Genomic DNA, 306 nt, shown 5'->3' with positions numbered 1-306 from the left:
ACTTGGATGCAGTTTTGAAAATGTCTTCTCAATTGGGACAACGATGTCATGGCGAGCAAGTTCAAGATTGGGCCGTGTCGTCAGCCACTCCTCTTTGACAGTCTTCCCTGCTGTAAGGGCAATAATGGCGGAAGGAACATCAGCACCAGCGTGGTGAGAAAACGCATAACCTCCGCCAAATCGAGGGTTGATGTCAATGACATAGTAATCATCGCCATTGAAAAACACATCGGCATTCATATAGCCAGCATGACCTAAATGCTCGCCCATTTTGCGGGCAATCTCAACCAACTCAGGTTGATGGAC

General features: G+C 47.7%; 1 protein-coding gene. It reads right to left on the bottom strand.

Features of this window, described 5'->3' with window-relative positions:
- Window positions 1-291: ATP-grasp domain-containing protein (locus CHH91_RS18265; RefSeq protein ID WP_286160846.1), on the bottom strand; the 291-nt coding region annotated here is incomplete at its 3' end.
- Window positions 292-306: the final 15 nt, after the last annotated feature.

Origin of the sequence: Virgibacillus sp. 7505, from assembly GCF_002272135.1 — a bacterium.
Taxonomy (GTDB): domain Bacteria; phylum Bacillota; class Bacilli; order Bacillales; family Amphibacillaceae; genus Terribacillus.
Note: the sequence above shows the minus strand (reverse complement) of the source record. Positions and strands in the feature narration are given on the sequence as shown.